Genomic DNA, 18,439 nt, shown 5'->3' on the forward strand with positions numbered 1-18,439 from the left:
TAAACTCTTGAAACTGTTCCCTGTTCCCTAATCTCCACAGATAATTTATATGCCTAACGGCACGCTACGCGAACAGCAAACCCTAATTAGCATCTGGATCAACAAAATATTATAAGTGGGATAGTTTCCTGATAGTTTTGTGAGTCTCGAATTAAAGCGCAGGCTTTCTCCATACATAAACTCCTAGCACAATCAACCAACAAAGCAGTAAAGAGCTAGAGGGCATATTCAGTGCCATTGCCAATTCAGAGAAACCTGTATAAGCCATTACAACACCAGCGATCGCGGTTCAGAAACCCTTGACATTGTGAGCTTCGGAGGGAACGAAACAGCCCTGGTATAGTCCGTAATTAGCCATGTTAACGACGCTCTAATTAACCCGATAACTAAGGGATACTAGGGGTTATGAGGCATTTTCATGCTGGTATTAGTGGGATAGGTTCCGATAAGCTGGAAATGAGAGGTGAACCCATCCATAATAAAGGCAGGTGTTATTTTTAATTTAGTTATGTACTTAACTTGGTTTGACAGCAATAGTTGGCTACTGGAAATTGGCAACCAACGTATATTACTTGACCCTTGGCTAGTGGGTTCTTTAACTTTTGGCAATTTGGATTGGTTTTTCAAAGGTTCTCGACCACAAGAACGCCCCATACCAGAGAATATTGATTTACTTTTGCTGTCTCAAGGTTTGGAAGATCATGCTCATCCAGAAACGCTGAAGCAGCTTGACCATCAAATGAAAGTTGTGGGTTCTCCCAATGCGGCGAAATTATTACAGAGTTTGGATTATACTGCTGTTACATCTTTAGCTCATGGTGAGAGTTTTAACTTAAATGAGCAAGTAGAAATTACTGCTGTTCCTGGGTCTACAGTGGGTTATAACTTGGTAGAAAATGGTTATTTGCTCAAAGAAGTCAGCACTGGTTTAACACTTTACTATGAACCTCATGGGACGCATTCCCTAGAAGTGAAAAAGTTTGCCCCGGTGGATGTGGTGATTACGCCAATTGTTGATATTACACTACCTTTAGGTGTGCCAGTTATTAAAGGTAGCAAGAGTGCGTTGGAAGTTGCACAGTGGTTAAAACCACAAGTTATGCTACCAACTGCGGCGGGTGGAGATGTAATTTTTGAAGGTTTGCTGACAAAATTCTTGAAGGCTGAAGGAAGTATTAAGGAGTTTAATTCATTACTAAATCAGAATAATTTGACGACACAAGTAATGGAACCGCAGCCAGGCGATCGCGTGGAATTACAATTACAAAAGCGGGCATTAGCAATATAATTTAAAAAAACTTAAAGTAATTTCTGGTTTTTTGTTTTCACCCGTTGATAAAACTCCTCCATTGTTTGAATAAAAGAATTATCTTTTGGCCAAAAAGCCGGGAAATCTCCTTGTTTCTTCACCAAAATTGCTGATACACTGCTTTGATTAGGAACTTCGATAGTTGATGGTAATCGTTTTGTACCTAACCAAAATTCTCTAGCAGTGGGCTTTTGGTCAACAGATGTTTTTTCTAGTTTTGTGTAAAAGGATGTAGCAGGTTCTAGGGAAATTTCTTCAGAGTTTAGGGATTCTGATAGGGCTTTACCTAATGGTGAATTAGCTAACTTTGTTTGTAGTTCGGCTTTAGATAAACCCCGTAATTCAAATAACAAAAATGGGTTTTCATCCAGTTGTGAAGCCACTAAATAATAGACTCCAGCGATATGCTTACAGGGATTAGCATAATCTGGACAAGAACATTTTGTACTGATGAAATCTTTACTACTGTGGGGTAATAAATTTAGTCCCAAATGAGCAAAATTATCCTCAATATTTTCAGGAACTTCATTTAGCAACAATCGAGAAACCACACTAGCCTTAGAGGACAGCTTTTGAATAGCTTCATTCCAGCTAGTTTTACCAATGGGTTTAATTTCAATTGAGATATTATAAGTTGGTTCTTTATAAACGCCAAAATAGGGATTAATTGAACCTTTAACTTGAGCAATAATGTGATTTTTGTCAATTTGAAAATTTAAGACTTTACCCCCACGGGCGTAAGAACGTCCTCGTTGGAGTCGGCTATCATCGGTGAATTCTTCTAACGCTTGAATAAAGCGATCGCCCCACCAAGTCCGAGTAAATTTAGCCATAAATTAGACCTCTGGTAATATAGCTTAATCTAAACTTCAGTTAGTCGCGCAAATTGCTGTAAAGCATTTTCTACCAAAGAATTAAGGCTTTTACCTTCTTTTCTGGCTTTTATAGAAATTTCTTTATGTAATTCGGGCTTAATTCTAACTACAAATTTGCCAGAAAACGGTTTTTCAGGCTCCTCACCACGTTCTCTACAAAAATCGAGATAATCCTCAATTGAATCTTCAAAAGCTTGTTTTAAATCTTTCACGTTATCACCCTGAAATGTGACTACATCTCGGATATTAACTATCTCACCGTGAAAAATTTCAGCTTCATCATCAAATTCTACAATCGCTTCATATCCTTTATACTTCATCATTTTTTACTACTTCCGCTTCCATTAAAAATCGCCGCACTGATTTTACTGCACCTTTGTCAGTTTCTTTTTCAGGATGAGGTCTATGAAACGTTGCTCTTATGCCATTAAGAGCAAATCTTACCCGTGATCCTTTCCCTTCTGATACCTCTGTTCCTAGTGCAATTAGCATGGACTCGATATCATTCCAAGGAATATTGGCTCTAACAGGGTTCTCAAAAATAGCATTAAGTATGCTTTGCTGTTTACTGTTAAGGTTCATTTTAATAATATCACTCTATGATACTATCATCTACTATTTTCGCTACACTTTACAAAACATTAAAATCTCTATCAGGGATGAAGGGACTTGTAAAAAATCAATTATTCAAATAAACAAACCACAGAGACGCAGAGAACGCAGAGGTGGAGAAAAATAGGATTGCTATATGTTGAATTTACTCTAAAATTGCACTTTTATTCAAAGCTATCAATTGCTTAAAAGCTTCATTATTTAACTCTGTCAACCAAGATTCATCACTACCAACCACAGAAGAAGAGAGTTTTTTCTTATCCTCAATCATTTGGTCAATTCTCTCTTCCAAAGTTCCAATAGTCACGAATTTATGCACAAACACATTCTTTTTTTGACCAATGCGAAAAGCCCGGTCGGTTGCTTGATCCTCAACGGCTGGATTCCACCACCTGTCAAAATGAAAAACATGATTGGCTTTTGTCAGAGTAATACCCACACCACCAGCTTTCAGAGAAAGGATAAATACAGATGGTTCCGTATCCGGGTCTTGAAATTCAGTAATCATCTGTTCCCGACGTTTGCGACTTGTGCCACCATGTAGGTAGTATGTATTGCAGTGCAGACTATGTTTAAGATGCTTTTCCACTCTTTCGCAAACATCTGTAAACTGGCTAAATATCAGCAAACTTTCACCTTCGGCAACCGCTTCATCTACCATTTCTGCTAATCGGCTCAATTTGTGCGATCGCTCGGTGGAAAATGCGCTATTATCTTGTAAGAACTGGGCAGGATGATTACAAATTTGTTTTAATTTCAGCAAAGTTGAAAGTATCAATCCCTTGCGTTGAATACCTTCTGTCTGTTGTAATTTCTCTTCAACATCTTTCACCACAACTTCATACAGTGATGCTTGTTCTTTAGTTAAATTAGTATAGAGTTTTTGTTCAACTTTATCCGGCAAATCATTAATAATCGATTGGTCAGTTTTCACCCGGCGTAAAATTAGCGGTTCCACCAATTTCTTCAGAGTAATTGATTTTACCCGGTCATTATCTTTTTGAATGGGAACTTCAAAAGACTTGCGAAACTGGGCTTCTTTACCCAAATAACCAGGATTGAGAAAATTAAAAATTGACCATAAATCCAGCAGTCTGTTTTCTACAGGCGTTCCTGTTAATGCGAGTCGGTGTTTTGCCGAAAGTTTGAGAATAGCTTTGGTTTGTGCAGCTTTGGGATTTTTGATATTTTGCGCCTCATCTAAAACCAGACGTTGCCATTCCACACTATTGAACAGCTTTTCATCCTTCCGGGCTAGAGTGAAGGAGGTAATAATTACGTCATGCTGTTGACAAGCGGCTTTAAAATCTGGAGAATTTTGGAGGCGATCGCTACCATGATGCACCATACTTTTTAAATGGGGTGCAAACTTAGCAATTTCCTTTTGCCAATTACCCACAACGGAAGTCGGCGCAATTAATAAAGTCGGTAAAACAGACTCCACTGCATCCTTTTCCTGCACAAGTCTAGCAATTACCTGTACCGACTTACCTAAACCCATATCATCTGCTAAACAGCCATTTAAACCCAAGCGTTCTAGATATTCCAACCAAGCCACACCCCGCTTTTGGTACTCGCGTAAAGTGCCTTGCAGATTTAACGTTTCAGAAATTGGTTCCAATTGGCTTTTATCTTGCAACTTCGCTATCATCTCCGATAGCACTTCATCATGTTCAATTTCCCACTCTTCCCCAACTTCGGCACTGCGTTGTAAAAACTCCAACAAATTCATTTGGGGTTGTTCATCACCGTGAGACTCCCAAAATTCCAGTAACTGCTGCATTTTATCCCGGTCTAATTCCATCCACTGACCGCGAAAATGCACTAGAGGAGATTTAGCATTAATTAATTGTTCCCATTCTTGGGGAGTCACAACTTGTTCCCCAATGGCTAATTCATATTGATACTCTACCAGGGAATCTAAACCAAAATAGCTTTTTGTTTCCCCTTTAGTTGGGGCGAGTTTCTTACCAGATGCTTTGAGGCGAACTTTGGCACGACGGCGACCAGCAGGAGTATACCAAGCAGGTACAATGACTTTAAAACCTGCATCTTCTAACAACCAAGCACTTTCTTTGAGAAAATCAAACGCCGCATCTAAAGTCAGTTGCATTCCTGTCGGCTGGTCTGTTTCTAACCCTTGCCATAATTGAGGGTACATTCGCGCTGCGTAACCGAGATTTAGCAACAAATTAGTTTCAAAGTTTTTACCAAAATTCTTCTGTACAGCAGTTTTAGCTGTTTTATTCATGTTCCAGTAATCAGCTAAATCCAACTTTAAAGAAGGGTCTTGTTTACTGGCTACCAAAAATTGCATCTGCCAATTCTCTATTTCTTCGCTAGTAGGAGAATGCAGTTGAAAGCAGAGATAGAAAGGTGAGTCTGATTGAGTGCGGGTAATTTTATTTTTCCACCCTTGCCATTGTTTATATTCTTCTAAAGCAGCATGACTTGTGAGTGGGTTATGGCGTTGGGGATAAAGACAATAATCAATTAGAGAATCTGAGATTTGCTTATCAAAAGCTGCTGTCGAAGGTGTATGTATAACTAAATCATTCAGTACAGATTCAGAAAAGTGACGTAATAAAGTTTCCTGATTAAAGAACTCAATACTATCACTTAATTTTGCCGCACCTGCCACACAAATTGGTGGCATATAGTCAATATACTTTTGAATATTACTTTCGTATTGTTCAGAAATTATTTCCCAATTAGCGTAAATCTCAAAAGGCTGTGAAGTTGATGGTTTGCCTTTTTTCTTCGTTGTTGCAGCTGCTAACTGCCGATATTCCAGCGCTGGAATATATTGGTCTTTTAGAATTACTGCTTTAAAAGCTTGAGTGTAGTGATACCAAAACAGTAAATCAGAACCAAGTTGAATATCCCCAGAATTATATAGGGCTAAAAAATGAATATCATTGAGAAACTTAATTACATTTATCGCTTTTTCAGCCTTAGTATAGATGACCGTTTCATAGCAATCAACCTGCCAATATTGAAACTCCTCATAATCTTCAGGAATTTCCCCTTCCAGATACTTAACCAACTCCGGCGAAGGTAAAGGTTGATTATTCGTAGTTGGTAAAGCAAAATATTTCGGAGAAATCAACTGATTCAATTGAGACGCTGTGGCTTTAATTCCCAACTCCTGCGTTAAAAAATTAGATAATTCCGCCTTAGCTAAATGTCCGGGATGAATACCTTGGCTATGACTGCGGCTTTTCTGACTAACCGGAGTTTCCACCCACAAATAAAAAGACCCCGACTGAATAAAATCAGTAGACGCATCTGGTATCCAAGTTCCATGCAGGACTTTCATAAAAATGATGCCTTTGGATTGAAAAAATTTAGTAGTTTATTACCACTGTACCAAAAATCATGTCAATTATTACTCTCCGCGCCTGGTGCGCCTCTGCGTGAATCTTTCACCCCACCCCAGCCAGACACAAATTCCGAAAATCATCACCCCTGGCCTCAAAATTAGGGTACTGGTCAAAACTCGCACAAGCCGGAGACAACAAAACCACAGACGCGTGATATTCTTTCGCTAATGCTGCTGACCGAGGAACCGCCTTCGCCATCGTTTCCACAATTTCGTAATTAGTATAACCCACCGCTTGCAGACGTTGAGCAAATGCGGGTGCTGCATTACCAATTAATAAAACCGCAGCAGCTTTGGCTTGAATTTTAGTTAACCAGCCAGTATCATCACCCGGTTTAGCTTCCCCACCAGCAATCAAAATCGCGGGACTGTTCACAGAGACTAACCCGACTTCAGCCGCATCATAATTAGTGGCTTTACTGTCGTTAATAAAATCAATTCCTTCCCAAGTGCAAATATGTTCTAAACGATGGGGAACACCTGAAAATTTGCGAATTGCAGTATCAATAGCATCAGGTGCAATTTCTGCTAACCGCGCCGCAGCAACAGCCATTAAGAGATTTTGCAGGTTATGTTCTCCGACCATTCGCAAAGCCGAGGCTGATAAAACTTTTTCTGGTTTAGAGGTTGGTTTTAATTTTTCTATAATCCAACCATCTTTAATATAAAAGCCTTGTTCACTCACTAAAAAATCTTCACCTTTCACACTTGTCCAATAAGCATCCGGCCAATGACTAATACCCATTTTATTTAAATAGGAGTCATCACCATTAAATACTTGAAAATGGGACTGATGTAATAACTTAGCTTTGATATTGTAGTAATTTTCTAAAGTCTTATGACGTGCCAGATGGTCTGGTGTAAAAGTCGTCCAAATGCCGATGCGGGGGGCGAGAGTAACTGAGGACTCTATTTGATAACTGCTAATTTCGGCTATTACCCAATCTGGTAGTTTTTCAGATAGCGCAACTTCACAGGCAGCATAACCAATATTACCACAGGCAGGGGCATTTAATCCGGCGGCTTGAAATATGGCGGCAATTAAAGCCGTAGTCGTGGTTTTACCATTCGTGCCAGTAATACCCACCCAGGGGGAAGCTTGTAAATATCGCCAAGCGAGTTCCATTTCGCCGATAGTTTCAATACCTAATTCTCGCGCCTTGACTAACACGGGAATATCCCAAGGTACGCCAGGACTAACAACAATTAAATCAGATAAATCAGTGCCATTTAAATCAAGAGAATGCCCCAATTTCACAGTGATTTGTTCAGTCGCGAGTTCTTGTTGTTGTTTCAGGAGGCTAGAGGAGGTGTTACTATCACTTAGCACTACCTCCCAACCTTCCCGTTTCAACAATCTCGCCGTAGCAACACCGGACTTTCCTAATCCAATTACTGAAGCTCTAGGCATAGACTGTAGCAGAGTTCCCTGGTTAAGCACTAATTATATTAACGCTTATTGGCAACAATTACACCAATTTTTTGTGACTTTATACCAATTCTGTATGAGGAACGTTCGCCTAGCGTGCGCGAAGCGCATACCACAAAGGACGCAAAGTACACAAAGAAAGAGAGAAACAAATGGTATTGGGCTACAAATTTTTGACAATGGCACCAAAATCAGCCAACACACGGGCATGATTCCGCAATAATCCTAGTAGGTGTAGCCGATTGCGTTTAATATCTGGATTGGGGTCCATGACTAAAACGCTGTCTTCACCATCAAAGAAGTTAGCCACGGTGGGCGCGATTTTTGCCAATGCTGCTATCAATAGTTGATAGTTGCGGGTTTGTTTCGCTGCTTGAGTTTGTGGTACTAATTCTACTAGGGCGTTGTAGAATGCTTGCTCAGAAGACTTTTGGAATAGTTCTGGTTGAATTAAACTTGTGGGTTCTAGCTGCTGGAAGTCTAAATCACCTTGGGCGGCTAGTCTGGTGGAACGGTTGACAGTTTCGTAGATTTTATCTAGAGTACCATCTTTGCGGATTTGTTGCAGATATAAGGCGCGATCGCGCACATCTAGCAAATCCTGTAACGCCCGTTCTGTATATTCTGGGTCATTCTCTCCCAAAACGGCGTTTACTAGGTCATAGTCTATTTGCTTTTCGTCTTGTAGTAAGGTGCGAATCCGTTGTAAGAAAAACTCTTGCAAAGCGGCAATTAATTTGTCTTGTTCTTTGTGGTATTTCGCCGCAAAATCTGTAGCTATTTGCCTTAATAATTGATTTAAATTAATCGACAAATTCGCAAACCAAGTAATATTAACCACCGCATTTGCCGCACGACGCAATGCAAAGGGGTCTGAGGAACCTGTGGGAATTAAACCCAAGCCAAAGATGCTGACTAAAGTATCTAATCTATCAGCTAAACCGACAATTTGACCTGTGAGAGTTTCCGGTAAAATATCACCTGCACCTGTGGGTAAATAATGTTGCACAATGGCGCTGGCGACTTCGGCATCTTCCCCACTGGCTAAAGCATATTTTTCGCCCATAATGCCTTGCAATTCTGGAAATTCATACACCATTTGCGAAACCAAATCAGCTTTACATAATAAAGCGGCTCGTTCGGTTTTTTCGCGTTTGTTTGGATCTAATTCTAGTTGTCGGCTAATGTAATCAGCAATGGTGACTATTCTATCTACTTTGTCACGAACTGAACCCAATTCTTCTTGGAATGTGACTGTTTCTAACTGCGGTAAATAGCTGACTAAAGGTTTGGCTAAATCAGCTTTATAGAAGAATTTGCCATCAGCTAATCTGGCACGAATTACCCTTTCATTTCCCACAGCAATAATATCTGCTTTCGTGGGGTCGCCATTAGAAACTGTGATAAAATTAGGTAATAATTCTTTGCTTTCAGCCGCTTTAAATACCGGAAAATAACGCTGGTGTGTCACCATAACTTCTGTAATTACCTCAGTGGGTAACTGCAAAAATTCTGGTTCAAATTTACCGACTACAGCAGAAGGATATTCTACCAGATTGGTAACTTCTGCTAACAAATCGGGGTAAAATACAGTAAATCCGCCGGCTTTTTCGGCTGCTGCTTGGACTTCCCGTTGGATAATATTAGCCCGTGCTTCTGGGTCAACGATCACAAAAGCATCGCTGAGGGTCTTGACGTAATCTGTAGCTTGAGGAATGGTCACAGTTGCGGGATGTAAGACACGATGACCGTAGGTAATGCGATCGCTTGTAATTGTCTCAGATCCATTCACCAATTCAATGGGCATAATTGTATCATCTAACAAAGCCACTAGCCAGCGAATAGGGCGAGAAAACTTCATCTCCCCATTACCCCAGCGCATTAACCGCTTTCCTTCCAAACCCGAAATCCACTCAGGAATTAGTTCTGTGAGAATTTCCGCCACAGGACGACCGGGAATACTTTTCTTGACAAAGACAAAATCCCCCTTCTCAGTGGGGCGAATTTCCAAAGCGGCGATATCCACACCTTGCTTTTTAGCAAACCCTGTAGCGGCTGGTGTGGGCTGACCATCCTTAAAAGCAGCTTGGGCGGGAGGTCCCTTAACTTCCTCTTCTCGGTCTGGTTGCTGGGACGGTAGACCTGTGATGAGAATTGCCAACCGCCGGGGAGTACCGTAAACCTCCACAGCCGCGCTGCTGAGACTATTGGCTGCTAAACTTTGGGGAATGCGCGATCGCCATTGTAATATGGCATCACTGAGAAAACTTGCGGGTAATTCTTCTGTACCAACTTCTAATAAAAATGCAGTCATAGGACAATCTTTTAACTTGGCGTTCCCACAGTTTACTAACATTTGGCACGAGGCGGGAGACATCCTCACCCAAATTCAGCCACCATCGCCAGCTATTTTACACGTTTTTAACTGGTGGTATTCTGTATCAACTCAGCTTCAAAGCTAAAAAACAGCTAAGTATAAAAATAATGAGTTTTACTTATATACAATTATTTAGTATATATAACTGCTATAGTAAGAGCTTACGATTTAATAAAATATCTATTATTGCTGAATAGAAAACTTGAAGATTCTTGATTTTGAAAACAAATAATTTTGTAAAAGAATCTTTCTTAAACAAGAGTTTTCTGACGCTGTAGCTACTTTATTTATCACTACATTGGAGAGTCATTATGTCTAAAGAAAAAAAGAGCAATAAAGAAGTAAAAAAACCTAAAAAGGATGCTGACAAAAAAAAGGACAAGAAAAATACCAATATATCTAACAATCCTGGTTGATTAGCTGTTGACAGAGAGATTCAAATTCCCGATTGAGTGAATAGAGGCAAAAATCCCTTATCCTAAAGATAAAAAAGGTTTTACGAAGACCGCGCCGTAAACCGGATAAAATCCTTGGGTTGAGGGTTACTTTCAATATCAATTCAAAATTATTTCCATTCTTCATTTTGCATTTTGGATTCAAAAAAAATCAATCTGAGTGTATAATAAAGGAAAAAACTTAAATAAAAAATTATATTGTTAGTTAATGTTTGCATCAGAATAACCCTTTTGAAAGATAAAAAAGGTGGACTATACTACCCACTCACACATATCTATGCAAAACATACCCAAAAACCTGAATATTAAATCTCCTCCCAAACCCGATTATAGTAATATCTATACATCACCCAATTATCAAATCAAAACTTTTGGTGAATGTAATCAAGGAACTTATGTAAAAATTTATATTCCCGAACAACCCTATTACAAAAATGATCATATTCCCCAAGCGGTGATTTATCTACATGGTTTTGCTTTGGGTGCATCGGAAATTTACAGCACTCATTTAGAACATCTGGTAAAACAAGGTTACTATGTCATTTATCCTAACTATCAACGTGGTTTTTGTGAATTTTCTGGCTGTTTATTAAAAACCATCCTGCAATTGAGTGAAGAAATTCTGCACCCCTTCCCTATCAGTCCACAAACTTGGATAAATTCTGCTATTCAGAGTGCCATAAATGCCTATCAACAGGTAAATCTATTTACCCAAAATGTCGATACTTATTTATTTGGTCATTCGCTTGGTGGACTTTTTGCCCTTAGCTGGAATTATTACGCTCAAAATCAAGTTCCTGTGAATATGTTACCAAAACAAATTGTGGTGGCTGACCCAATTCCCGCCTCAGATTCTAATATTCCTGCTTTTGTGCGTAGTATACTTAATAAAGTGGGAGGCTTTAAAGACCAAGTTAATATTCAAGAAACTGGCGCTAGTTTCAATGTACCTCTGGCTATTCTCCACGGAAATGAGGATACGGTGATTCCTAAACAAGATTGGGTGACACCATTTAACCAATTTATCGCCACTAATTACAAGAAAATGTATCTTTCCTTTACTGACCAGCATGGCTATGAACCAATGTATGCTAATCATGAACAGGCGACTATAGATACTAGCTTTTTCCCTGATTGTTTGGCGGAATCGGTTTTAGATGGTGTGGGTAGAGAAAATAACTTGAACTGGCGTTATATCTGGTATGCACTTGATCAAGTCATCCGCTTTGGTGCTAGGGCTGATGAGTTACAATTCAATATGGGATCTTGGTCGGATGGTCAGCCAGTAAAGCCGATTGAGGTTTATCTGTAAAAATTTAACTTTGTTAAGAGAACTCCACAAAAAAGTTGATTCCAAATTTCTGCAACTAAAATGACCTTTCCTCCCCCTGCTCCCCTGCTCTCAAAACGACGGGATATTTTTTTATTTGGAAGTCTTTAATTCAGTAGGATTGTGCGTTAGCCTATGGCATAACACACCCTACACAACTGTTACCTGTCTCCACGACAAAGATTTTATGCCTAACGGTACGCTATGCGAACAGCAAGCCTTACGTAATTTTTCGATTAGACTTTAGTATATTTTTCGATTATTTTAGCTAAGTCTGGTACGGCTTCTTCTACGTGTTTTTTGGCAGTACCACGGAATTTTTCATAGGTTCCTTTGACTATTTGGCGCTTTGTTTGCTTAACCCTAGCATCGGTAATCCCCAGCATAGCATCTGCTGTATCAGAACGACTGGCGATCAGATGGGCGACGGGATCACCCTTTTCTATACCCTCACTCCAGAGGGGGTCAAGGGCTGTCAAGAACTGCGGTAGTAGCTGTTCGACAATGTAGGGGATGTATCCGGGTTTTACTCCCTTTAAGGCTGAAAAGGCTGTTTTTAAGGCTATACCACTTATCCCTGATTTGGTGGATAGTTGCTGGTCAATCATTTTGCAGCAATCATCTATAACCATAGCCTTGTTGTTTGGACTTAACACCTGATCACTCAATCCCATTTTATTCCTCCTGAGTATCAATGTAAATAATTGTCTTGGCAAAGGGAATTTTTAGCTAATTTCATTAGCTTATATCATGTCCGCATGATTGCCGATAAAACCCGGAATTCTATTCAATTTAATTTTTCAGTAGCCTTAAACCACTGAGTGTCACTAAGACTGTGGAACCTTCATGACCAATTACGCCGATGGGGAGGTTAATGTTCCCTAAAAAGTTACCAATTAATAACAAGAGAATAAACCCTAACGCTATAACTATATTCTGTTTAACCACAGAGTGCGATCGCCTGCCTAATTCTATAGCTGTGGCGAGTTTCTCTAACTTATCTGCCATTAATACGATATCTGCTGTTTCCAAGGCTACATCACTACCAGCGATGCCCATAGCAATACCTACAGAAGCCTGTGCCAAGGCTGGCGCATCATTAATTCCATCCCCCACCATTGCTACGGTTTGATACTCTTCCTGGAGCTTACGGATGACATCTAGCTTATCTTCAGGGAGGAGTTCTGCATAAACTCGGTCAATACCCACAGTTCGCGCTACACTGTCAGCCGTGCGTTGATTATCGCCGGTAATCATGACAATTTGCTCAACTCCCAATTTTCGCAAGCGGCTAATCATGGCTTTGGCTTCTATTCTGAGCATATCGGAAATGGCGATCGCACCCATAACAACTATTCCCTTCTCAGCTTGCGGGTTCTTTGCGACCCAAACCACCGTTTTACCTTCATTTTCCAAAGACTGCGCCGATTTTTGTAACTCCTCTGACAACTGGGTAACATATTGCTTGATAAAAGCGGTATTCCCCACAAACACCTGTGCATTATTCACAAAGCCGACAATTCCCTGTCCTGGTATAGCTTGGACATCAACCCCACGTACCCAGTCTGTCCCAGCGGCCTGGACAATGGCTTTACCTATGGGATGTTCTGAGCAAGATTCCAAAGCGGCTGCGGCTTTTAATACTTCATTCTCCGAATATTCACTACTAGAAATTACTTGACATACTTGGACATTACCTGTGGTTAGAGTACCAGTTTTATCAAAGGCGATCGCGCGAACTTTACCAATCTTTTCCAACTGCGCCCCATTCTTAAATAAAATCCCCTGTCGCGCCCCATTCGCAATTCCTGATAACAGTGTAGGCATAATTGCTGCCATCAGCGCACAGGGAGAAGCCACAACCAAAAAAGTCAACGCCCGATAAATTGTCACTTCCCAAGTCCAACCCCAGATAAAAGGCGGTAACAATACCAACAATAAACCAGACACCACAATTACCCGTGCATATATGCGTTCAAATCGTTCAATAAATTGTTGAGAAGGAGGTGCTTCCGTTTGTGCTTGTTCCACCAATCGAATCACACGCTGAATTAAACTACTAGAAGCTGGTTTATGTACCTGAAGTTTCAACGCCCCAAAACCGTTTAGCGTCCCTGCAAAAACCTCATCTCCTACAGTCTTTTCTATAGGTAAAGACTCACCTGTAATTGCGGCTTGATTTAGAGTACTATAACCAGAGATAATCAACCCATCAGTAGGAATCAACTCACCGGGTTTCACAATAATTTCATCACCCACCTTTAGCTGAGTAATGGGCAGCATTTCTTCCTCTCCCCCCAGTAAAACCCTCGCTGTATCTGGAGTCAAACTCATCAAACCCTTGATACTGCGTTCAGTGCGCCGCATCGCGTAACCTTCCAAAGCCCCACTAATGGCAAAAATGAGAATCAAAATTGCCCCATCAATAATCAGGTGATACTCCCTGCGCCATAAACCCAGACTAGCAGCACCAAGCGCCGCCACAATCATCAGCAAATCGACATCTAATTCCTTTTCCTTAATCAAAGTAGTCAAACCTTCACGGGCGCTGTCATAACCACCAATCACATAAGCAGCAGGTAAAAACAGCAAAGCCCATCCCAACCAATCAATCTGTAAAGCCAACCAACCCAAAAACAACAGCATTCCACAAACCAAAGCTGCTAAAGTATCAGAATGTTCCTGAGTAAATTCTCTAAAACGCTGAGGGTAGAGCATAAAAATTGCCTAAATCATTACCCCCTCACCCTAAACCTTAACATTACTGTCAATGTCAAGCCCTCACCCTAAACCTCTCCGCGCACCTCTGCGTTAAAAAACCTTATTCACATCACCCAAACTAACAATGTTCATCAAAAAAGCCATCACTTTTAAATCACCTTGGTTGATTATAATTATTTTTTCTACTCTCGGTTTAATAGGTATTCTCAACCATTCCATGTGGCGAGATGAACTCAACCCCTGGCTAATTGTTAGAGATAGCGAATCCTTTGGAGATTTAATTGCCAATATTCATTATGAAGGACATCCAGTGCTGTGGTATTTTTGTCTCGCAGTTCTCAGAAGAATTGCCGAAAATCCCGTGCTTATGCAACTTTTTCATTTAGCCATAGCAATTTTTTCAGTTAGTATTTTTTGCTTATATAGTCCCTTTAATTACCAACAGAAATTCCTCTTTTCCTTTGGTTTCTTCCCTTTTAATGAGTATCTGCTGATATCTAGAAATTATGCTTTTAGTATGCTGTTTATTTTTGCTGCTTGTACGGTTTTTCCATCCAGAAAAAAAACTTATATTTATTTAGCAATTTTACTAGGTTTATTGGCAAATAGTAGTGCTTATGCCTTGTTAGTATCATTTGCTTTTTTGTTAACTTTGTTAGTAGAATTTTGTTTTGATAGCGAACATCGAAAACAATATTTTCATCAAAGCCACAAATACGATTTATTTTTAAGCTTAGGAATTATCATATTTACTTTACTTTTATCCGTTTACATTATTACTCCTCCAGCAGATAGTTATCTTCATGGTGGATTAAATGACGGATGGGTAAATCAATTTGATTTGCGTCAAGTATTCAGAAGTTTAGGCAGATTATTTGGTAGCTATTTTCTTATAATTCCCACACACAAAAGATGGCTAGATTTAATTGTTTGTGGTTGCATTGTTTTATTTATTTTAGCTGTAACTGGAATAAAATTATCTAAAAAACCATTCGCATTATTTTTCTACATTATCGGAAACTCTATAATTCTAGCGTTTACCTACTTGAGATTTTTAGGTCAACCCCGACATTTTGGACATCTTTATTTAATTCTGATAGCAGGGCTATGGCTAGGAAATTACTATGCAGAGTCTAGATTTTTAATCAATAAATTTTCTCTCAAATCACAAACAATTAAACTGGGTGAAAAATGGCATTATATAGCATTTATGCTCATTTTGTATGTGCAGGTTATAGGAGGAATTGCTAGTTTTACCAAAGACTTAATTATCCCATATTCAGCTAGTCGGGAAACGGCTAATTATATTCTAAGAAACCAATTAAATGATGAATTTATTGTCGCCAGTCGAGATGCGAATATGGCGGCTATATCTGGTTATCTCGGACGAAAATTATATTATCCTGAACTGCAAGACATGGGCAGTTTTACACTTTTTAAAGCAGGACGCAAAGATGTAGAACAACCTGAAATATTAGCACAAATTAGTGATTTATTCACAACTCAAGCAGACAGCAAGAAAATATTGCTAATTTTAAATAAAAAACTCAACGTAAATCGTGATAATTTACAGATAGTGCCTATTCAAAGTTTTGAAAAGGCTTGGGTGGATGATGAAAGATATTATCTTTATTGGGTAAATAAAGTATAAAGTAGAGAAACACTGAATCAAGGAATATGCTCTTAACAATTAAAGAACTTACCGATGCAGTAGGAGAAGGCATAACACCCCGCATGGTGAGACATTATCATCAATTAGGACTATTACCACAACCAAAGCGATCGCCTAGTAACTATCGCCTGTACACAGATAAAGATATAATCAGATTGCAGCGCATCGTCGCCTTAAAAAACCAAGGCTTTCAACTCAACCATATTCGCCACATTTTAGAAGTCGAACCACAGACAGACAACCTCATAGAACAACTCCAGCAACAATATCGGGCTGTGATGCAGCAAATAACCCAACTGCGACAAACAGCCTCAGCATTAGAGAATTTACTCGGACGCGATCGCCATTGTCAAATCATGCAAGCCCAAGTCCTATCGCAACTCAAACATTTAGAAGTAGAAACCCAAGTAGGAATAGGAGAACTCAATCAATTGTGGAATGGCTTAGATGCAGAAGTACATCATCATGCAGAATCATTCACCGAATCATTGCAGAGAATTTTACCCGACTTATCCCAACGTTCCGAAATCGAACAACATTTAATTGCCCAATTAGTGTTAGCCTGCGGTGATGTTAGTTTAGTATCCTTTGTGAAAATCAGTCAAGGTGCGATCGCGGCCAGTAGAGAAAGCCTCAAATCAGCGTGTAAAATCGTCGTAGATATCCCCACCGTCGCCGCAGCCTTAGACCAAACCAGACTCACCCATCTAGGCTGTCAAACCATCACCTTAATAGACAACCCCCATATTACCACCGCCCCAGAAGCCGAAACAGAATTTTGGCAACAGCAGCAATGGCGAAAAAAACTCACCCAAATCAGCGAAAATAGTATATTAGTCATAGGTTACGCCCCCTCAGTCCTGTTAGAAATCTGCCAAGCCATAGACCAGAAAAAAATCCAACCCGCCCTCATCATCGGCTTACCCATAGGCTTCAGCCACGCCCCCGCAGCCAAACGCAGACTCATGCAACAACCCATACCTTACATAACAATAGAAGGAACCCTGGGCGGAGGACTCCTAGCCGCCACAACTCTCAACGCCCTACTAGAAACCCTAATCAACAAACCAGACTGCCATTGCCATCTTACCTCCTAACCTTTGCGACTTTGCGCCTTTGCGCGAAACATTCCTCCTACCCCCTCCGCCGCCGCAAAATCAACCAACTCACAACCGGAGTCCCAATCAAAGCCGTCACCGAATTCAGAGGTAAAACCAACTGATTCCCAGGTAACTGAGAAACCAAATCTGCAACCACAGCCAAAATAGCCCCCATCATCGTCACAGCAGGAACCAAAACCCGATGGTCAGAAGTATTAAACAAACTCCGACAAAGGTGAGGAACAGAAACCCCCAAAAAAGCGATCGGCCCACAAAAAGCCGTAATAGTCCCTGCTAAAATAGAAGCACTCATAATCAACCAAAACCGAGTACGTTCAACAGCCAACCCCAGACTCATAGCATAGGACTCACCCAGCAACAGCACATTTAATGATTTCGACAATGGAATAGCCACAGCTAACCCCAAAATCACCACAGGTGCTAAAACTAATATTTGTGTCCAAGTCACACCCCCAAAACTGCCAAAAGTCCATTGTAAGTAAGTTTGAATATTATTAGTTTCACTAAATTGCAGCAAAATACTCACTAAAGCACTGGTAGCATAGCCAAACAGTAAACCTAAAATCAGCAATTGCATCGTATCTTGAACACAACGCGCCACAACTAACACCAAACCTAAAGCTAAACCTGCGCCTAAACTAGCTGCTATAACTAAACTTAAGTCGCCAATTATTCCTAAAGCACCAGCACCAGTAGCACCTGTTGTCAGAACCAGTAACGCTACTCCTAAACTTGCGCCAGAACTAATTCCTAATACAAAGGGGCCAGCCAAAGCATTTCTAAATAAAGTTTGCATTTGTAAACCACTAACTCCCAAAGCTGCTCCGGCTAAAGTAGCTGTTAGGGCTTTAGGTAAACGAAACTTGAGAATAATATTTGTCCAAGAGGCTTTTTCTGATTCTCCTCCTAGTAAGATGCTAAAAACTTCGTTCATAGGTATATGAACTGAACCGAAACCTAAGTTTAGTAAAAAAGCGAAGATTAAGGCTGATAGTAAAGTCAAGAAAATTAGATGTTGACGAGTAAATAATCTCAGATGGAATTTATATTTTCGTAGTAACATAATTTTTATAAAAACGAACCACAGAGACGCAGAGGACACAGAGAAATTATTTTTGAGAGTATATTTAAGTTAATTTACGGTAATAAAATAGTT

Annotated in this window: 13 protein-coding genes; 4 read left to right on the forward strand and 9 right to left on the reverse strand. The window is 40.0% G+C overall.

The features are described from left to right. The first annotated feature begins 508 nt into the window (after positions 1-508). Positions 509-1,288, forward strand: coding sequence for an MBL fold metallo-hydrolase (locus VB654_RS17725; RefSeq protein ID WP_323215133.1), 780 nt, complete (start codon positions 509-511; stop codon positions 1,286-1,288). Positions 1,289-1,299: 11 nt separating this feature from the next. On the opposite strand, the gene VB654_RS17730 is transcribed toward VB654_RS17725, so the two are convergent. The 6 genes from VB654_RS17730 to glyS form a co-directional block, all read right to left on the reverse strand. Next, positions 1,300-2,142 carry an SWIM zinc finger family protein gene (locus VB654_RS17730; RefSeq protein WP_323215134.1) on the reverse strand — a complete coding sequence of 281 codons (843 nt, stop codon included), beginning with the start codon at positions 2,140-2,142 and terminating at the stop codon, positions 1,300-1,302. A 29-nt stretch (positions 2,143-2,171) separates the two neighbouring features. Continuing rightward, entirely contained in the window at positions 2,172-2,507 is a 336-nt protein-coding gene (locus VB654_RS17735) for a type II toxin-antitoxin system HicB family antitoxin (RefSeq protein ID WP_323215135.1), read from the reverse strand. Then, entirely contained in the window at positions 2,494-2,766 is a 273-nt protein-coding gene (locus VB654_RS17740) for a type II toxin-antitoxin system HicA family toxin (protein WP_323215136.1), read from the reverse strand. Before VB654_RS17740 ends, VB654_RS17735 begins: the two co-directional genes overlap by 14 nt. 175 nt (positions 2,767-2,941) lie before the next feature. Continuing rightward, complete coding sequence (locus VB654_RS17745; protein WP_323215137.1) at positions 2,942-6,115, reverse strand: DEAD/DEAH box helicase; 3,174 nt, start codon at positions 6,113-6,115, stop codon at positions 2,942-2,944. Between the two features lie 106 nt (positions 6,116-6,221). Further along, on the reverse strand, positions 6,222-7,589 hold the full coding sequence (gene murD / locus VB654_RS17750; protein ID WP_323215138.1) for a UDP-N-acetylmuramoyl-L-alanine--D-glutamate ligase: 1,368 nt from the start codon (positions 7,587-7,589) through the stop codon (positions 6,222-6,224). Between the two features lie 181 nt (positions 7,590-7,770). Further along, positions 7,771-9,921, reverse strand: a complete 2,151-nt coding sequence (gene glyS / locus VB654_RS17755) for a glycine--tRNA ligase subunit beta (RefSeq protein WP_323215139.1) — start codon at positions 9,919-9,921, stop codon at positions 7,771-7,773. A gap of 795 nt (positions 9,922-10,716) precedes the next feature. On the opposite strand from glyS, the gene VB654_RS17760 reads away from it, so the two are divergent. Then, positions 10,717-11,751, forward strand: a complete 1,035-nt coding sequence (locus VB654_RS17760; RefSeq protein WP_323215140.1) for a hypothetical protein — start codon at positions 10,717-10,719, stop codon at positions 11,749-11,751. A 254-nt stretch (positions 11,752-12,005) separates the two neighbouring features. Here VB654_RS17760 and VB654_RS17765 read toward each other — a convergent pair whose 3' ends face one another. Continuing rightward, on the reverse strand, positions 12,006-12,443 hold the full coding sequence (locus VB654_RS17765; protein ID WP_323215141.1) for a DUF6918 family protein: 438 nt from the start codon (positions 12,441-12,443) through the stop codon (positions 12,006-12,008). Positions 12,444-12,561: 118 nt separating this feature from the next. Beyond that, positions 12,562-14,487, reverse strand: coding sequence for a heavy metal translocating P-type ATPase (locus tag VB654_RS17770; protein WP_323215142.1), 1,926 nt, complete (start codon positions 14,485-14,487; stop codon positions 12,562-12,564). Between the two features lie 127 nt (positions 14,488-14,614). On the opposite strand from VB654_RS17770, the gene VB654_RS17775 reads away from it, so the two are divergent. Further along, positions 14,615-16,141 (forward strand): hypothetical protein, encoded by a 1,527-nt coding sequence (locus tag VB654_RS17775; RefSeq protein ID WP_323215143.1) that lies wholly within the window; start codon positions 14,615-14,617, stop codon positions 16,139-16,141. A 26-nt stretch (positions 16,142-16,167) separates the two neighbouring features. Next, positions 16,168-17,259 carry a precorrin-8X methylmutase gene (locus VB654_RS17780; RefSeq protein WP_323215144.1) on the forward strand — a complete coding sequence of 364 codons (1,092 nt, stop codon included), beginning with the start codon at positions 16,168-16,170 and terminating at the stop codon, positions 17,257-17,259. 37 nt (positions 17,260-17,296) lie between these two features. Here the strand turns inward: VB654_RS17780 and VB654_RS17785 are convergent, their stop codons facing one another. Then, positions 17,297-18,346 carry an iron ABC transporter permease gene (locus tag VB654_RS17785; protein ID WP_323215145.1) on the reverse strand — a complete coding sequence of 350 codons (1,050 nt, stop codon included), beginning with the start codon at positions 18,344-18,346 and terminating at the stop codon, positions 17,297-17,299. Positions 18,347-18,439: the final 93 nt, after the last annotated feature.

The sequence above is a fragment of the Nodularia sp. UHCC 0506 genome (assembly GCF_034931045.1).
GTDB lineage: Bacteria > Cyanobacteriota > Cyanobacteriia > Cyanobacteriales > Nostocaceae > Nodularia.

Bases quoted from the DNA above. Each gene is read 5' to 3' on its own strand.
- VB654_RS17725 (WP_323215133.1), top strand. From the start codon at position 509: ATGTACTTAACTTGGTTTGACAGCAATAGTTGGCTACTGGAAATTGGC.
- VB654_RS17730 (WP_323215134.1), bottom strand. From the start codon at position 2,142: ATGGCTAAATTTACTCGGACTTGGTGGGGCGATCGCTTTATTCAAGCG.
- VB654_RS17735 (WP_323215135.1), bottom strand. From the start codon at position 2,507: ATGATGAAGTATAAAGGATATGAAGCGATTGTAGAATTTGATGATGAA.
- VB654_RS17740 (WP_323215136.1), bottom strand. From the start codon at position 2,766: ATGAACCTTAACAGTAAACAGCAAAGCATACTTAATGCTATTTTTGAG.
- VB654_RS17745 (WP_323215137.1), bottom strand. From the start codon at position 6,115: ATGAAAGTCCTGCATGGAACTTGGATACCAGATGCGTCTACTGATTTT.
- murD (WP_323215138.1), bottom strand. From the start codon at position 7,589: ATGCCTAGAGCTTCAGTAATTGGATTAGGAAAGTCCGGTGTTGCTACG.
- glyS (WP_323215139.1), bottom strand. From the start codon at position 9,921: ATGACTGCATTTTTATTAGAAGTTGGTACAGAAGAATTACCCGCAAGT.
- VB654_RS17760 (WP_323215140.1), top strand. From the start codon at position 10,717: ATGCAAAACATACCCAAAAACCTGAATATTAAATCTCCTCCCAAACCC.
- VB654_RS17765 (WP_323215141.1), bottom strand. From the start codon at position 12,443: ATGGGATTGAGTGATCAGGTGTTAAGTCCAAACAACAAGGCTATGGTT.
- VB654_RS17770 (WP_323215142.1), bottom strand. From the start codon at position 14,487: ATGCTCTACCCTCAGCGTTTTAGAGAATTTACTCAGGAACATTCTGAT.
- VB654_RS17775 (WP_323215143.1), top strand. From the start codon at position 14,615: ATGTTCATCAAAAAAGCCATCACTTTTAAATCACCTTGGTTGATTATA.
- VB654_RS17780 (WP_323215144.1), top strand. From the start codon at position 16,168: ATGCTCTTAACAATTAAAGAACTTACCGATGCAGTAGGAGAAGGCATA.
- VB654_RS17785 (WP_323215145.1), bottom strand. From the start codon at position 18,346: ATGTTACTACGAAAATATAAATTCCATCTGAGATTATTTACTCGTCAA.